The 4,055-nt window shown below is 20.5% G+C and carries 4 protein-coding genes; all 4 read left to right on the forward strand.

The window, feature by feature from the left end; genetic code table 25:
- The coding region (locus VAMP_RS04775; RefSeq protein WP_213349808.1) for a hypothetical protein at positions 1–1,645 on the forward strand (1,645 nt) is incomplete at its 5' end.
- Between the two features lie 30 nt (positions 1,646–1,675).
- On the forward strand, positions 1,676–2,407 hold the full coding sequence (locus tag VAMP_RS04780) for a hypothetical protein (RefSeq protein WP_213349809.1): 732 nt from the start codon (positions 1,676–1,678) through the stop codon (positions 2,405–2,407).
- A 62-nt stretch (positions 2,408–2,469) separates the two neighbouring features.
- Complete coding sequence (gene pyrH / locus VAMP_RS04785) at positions 2,470–3,189, forward strand: UMP kinase (protein ID WP_213349810.1); 720 nt, start codon at positions 2,470–2,472, stop codon at positions 3,187–3,189.
- 33 nt (positions 3,190–3,222) lie between these two features.
- Positions 3,223–4,032: a hypothetical protein gene (locus VAMP_RS04790; RefSeq protein WP_213349811.1), complete on the forward strand. Its 810-nt coding sequence runs from the start codon at positions 3,223–3,225 to the stop codon at positions 4,030–4,032.
- Positions 4,033–4,055: the final 23 nt, after the last annotated feature.

Consider the following 4,055-nt stretch of genomic DNA (forward strand, 5'->3'; position numbering starts at 1 on the left):
TAGCACTGTAATTTTCAGAGATTGAAAAGTTAATTATATGGTTGATAATGATTTGGAATGAAATGAAAAAATAAATATTTTTTCAGAATTTATAGAGTGAGAACTTGAAGATTGAGATAAAATATTGACAGTTGCTTGTAAAGTTTCTGATATAGTTGAAAAATCTGAATTACAAGAATTGTTGAATGATACAGAAAATAGTATAGAAAATAATTTTAAAGAATTTGATGAGCTTGTTAGATCAAGAATATCTAATAATAATATTAGTTTTATATCTTTTTTTAGACTTGAATTTGATTCAATCATTAAAGATGATAGTACAGAAAATAAATTCTGATATGATTACAAAAAAATTTATAAAATGAAAGATTTTTTTGTAGACAATAAATTCCCTATATCTATAGTTTTATGAATTGTATTAGTAATATATTTATTGTTTGCTGTTTTATCTACACTTATTGAATGAGATAAAGAAAATATAGTTAATACTCCTGAATGACAAGTTGTTATTGATTTTACAGTAGAAGATTTGACGAAAGATATAGATCTGTTTAGAAGAATTCCAGCAGATTCTGATCAAAAAATGGAAAAATATAAAGAAATAGAAAAAAAATTAGATTTATTAGAACAAACCTGAAGATTTTCTCAAAATATAAAACAATTAAAAACTGTTTTAAATAGTGAATATTTAAAATGATTTAATATTGTAAGTATTTCTTGAGTTTCATCTGATTATGTTTATTCATTTACTGAAGATGAACTGGAAGTTTTATGAGAATTAAATAGTATTGTATATAATAATTGATTAAATATATCTTGAAATAAATGAGCTTTATTAAAAGCAATTAATAATGATGTAAGATGAACAAGTATTAATTACGATATTCCTGTAGATATAAATTGATGTACTTTAAATCTTTTGAAAGATGGTATGTATTGCTTTTCTTCTCAATGAGAAATATTTAATGTAATTAATTCTTGAATTGAAACAGTATCTGCTAGTAGTGAATTTGAATCAAATATTACTTGAATTGGTACATATTGATCTAGTAATTTTTATACTATATTTAATGATGAAGAAAGATTTGCAAATTGACAATTTATTGCTAAGTATTCAAATACTCCTTGAAGTCAAATATCTTTTGGTAGACCAACTTATTATGATATAAATAAAGATTTTTTTGAAAATAATAAAAATTTATTTTCTAATTGATTTACAAATATTTCTATTGATTGAAGTTTTTTGACTTGGTCAGTATGAGCTAATAAACTTGTACAGTTTCATAGATGATCAGCTTGAAATGAATTAAATGCTCGTACAGTTCCTATTTCTTGATGACCTGATGTTATATCTGATTATTGAAAAGATGTAGATGTTTTATCTTATCCTTGATCTAATCTTTTGTATACTTTAGATAGAGATAATAATATTTTTACTGTATATCGTTCGGCACCTTACAAAACAAATACTGCTTATATTATGGATTATACTTTACAATACTTTTTTTCGTTGAAATTTGATAGTTCAGAAAAAATAATATCTGCATATGTGGATGATTGAGAAGCTCCTGTACTTTATCTTCTTACAAATAAATGAGTTGCAAGGTATAATATATATAATATATGAGAATGATTTGATAGTTAAGAAAATATTTAAAATGAAATTAGATATATTATGATAAATATTTTATCTGTTTATAGATTTCCACTCCCTATAGAAAATAGAAATTTTGAATTGGCAAAAAAAGATTCTATATTAAAAAATTTTAAATTTAATCTTTTGTACAAACTTATTAAGTTTGAAGAGTTTAATTATGATTTAAAAAATACTAATATAAATATAATAAGTTTTGATAAATTTAGAATAGAATTTATTTTTAGTAATTCCAAAAATTATATAATTCCAAGTATACAAATAAATTTGTATTCAGATAATTTGGATGATTTTGTAAAAGAAATAATAAAAAATTTAATTGATAGTATTAATTCTTTTGGTAATAATCAATTCTTTTTTGAAATAGAAGATAGAATTAATTTTTATCAAAATCAAATATTGACTATACAAGATATAGAAAAAGATTTTAATAAAATTGATAAAGATAAATTTCAAAAAATAATAGAACCTAAAGATAGAATTTTTCTTTTGGAAAAAATAGATATGGAAAATGATATAAAGAATTTTTTTATATTTTTGATATATATAGCTTATATTATTAATATAAATAATAAAAATGCTACAGAACAAATTGATAATATCAATAATCAATTAGATTTATTAAAAAATAATATTTATAAAAATAATTTAATATTTAGTAAAGAAAGATTACAACATATAAATAATATACAAATTGTAAGAACTAGAGAATATCTAAATTATTTAGATAATTTTTTTTCTTTACTTAAATAATTTTTTAATTATAATTCAAATTATATTTTATATAAATATTTATTTTAATAAAACAGTAAAATATGTGAAAATATAAATCCAAAATTAAAAGAATTTTATTTAAATTATCTTGAGAAGCACTTCAATGAGAAAAAGAATACTGAATTGATGTTAATTTTTTACAAGATCTTGCAAAAAAATTAGTTTATCTTTCAAAATATAAATGATTACAAATAATTATTGTTATTTGATGATGAAATATTTTTAGATGAGTTAGTGGTGCATCAAATTGACTTGATAGATCACAAGCTGATTATATGTGAATGTTGGCGACCATTATGAATTGAATTGCTCTTTGAGATGCTATTGAAACTAATTGAAATGAAGTAAGAATTATGTCAGCTTTGGATATACCGAAAGTTGCAGAAACTTTTGTGAGAAGAAGAGCTTTGAAACATTTGGAAAAATGAAGAATAGTAATTTCGGTTGCTGGTAGTGGAAATCCTTATTATACAACAGACAGTGCAGCAGTGCTTAGAGCTTTGGAATTAGATTGTGATTTTATGGTAAAATGAACAAAAGTAGATTGAATATATGATAAAGATCCAGAGAAATTTGATAATGCTAAAAAATATGAAAATATTACATTATCAGATGCATTATGAAAATGATTGAAAATTATGGATCAGAGTGCTATTGCTTTGGCAAAAGATGAAAAACTTCCTATATTTGTTTGTAAAATAAATGATATTGAAAAAATTCTTTCAAAAAATATTAAATGAACTTATGTAGATATTGATTAGTATTATTTAAATTTTATTAATTATTAATTTTTTATGAAAATAGGTCTACTTGCATCTTATTTTGATGATTTATATATTATGACTTATTTAAATAAGTTTAATATTGAGTATGATATATATTTGGATTGGTTAAATTGACCTTATCCTGATAAATGATTTTGATTTTCACTTGAAAATATTAATAGATGAATTAATTATTTAATTAATAAATGAGTACAAAAAGTAATAATTCCACCCATTTATGAATTATATTTATCTTGAGATAATAGAATATTACCAATATTTTCTAATTATTTAAATTTTTGTTTACAAAAAAGTTTGGTAGGTAAATTATGATTTATTTGAGATATTAGTGATTGAGAAAAAATAAATGAACTTTTTTATAAATTTTCATCTAATTATAAACTTTGATCAAATCAAAAAAATATAAAAAAATTTAATTTTCCTTTCAATATTTGGTTTAAACAAGTTAATTTATGGAAGTATTTTTTGTATAATCTTTGATTTAAACAAGATTTGGTAAATAAAACTGTAAAAACTGATATAAGATATTTTAAAGATGCAAATGTAGATACTGTAATACCTTTGAATTATTGATATTTTGCATTTTCAAAAACTATAAAAAATTTCTTAAATACAAAAAAAATAAGATTTCATTGAAATTCTGTTTTGGAACAGATTATATTTGAAGTATTGTGAAATAATTGAAACAAAAAATATAATATAAATATTCATTACAATTGAAATATACAAATATTAATTAACTCAAAAAAACGAAATTGGATTATAAATAGATGAAAACAATCAAATTTTAACTTATTCTATCTAAATCTTGAACTATAAACTGAAAAACTTGTAATTATCAT

This window comes from Candidatus Vampirococcus lugosii, from assembly GCF_018420025.1.
Classification (GTDB): Bacteria; Patescibacteriota; Gracilibacteria; order Absconditabacterales; family Absconditicoccaceae; genus Vampirococcus; species Vampirococcus lugosii.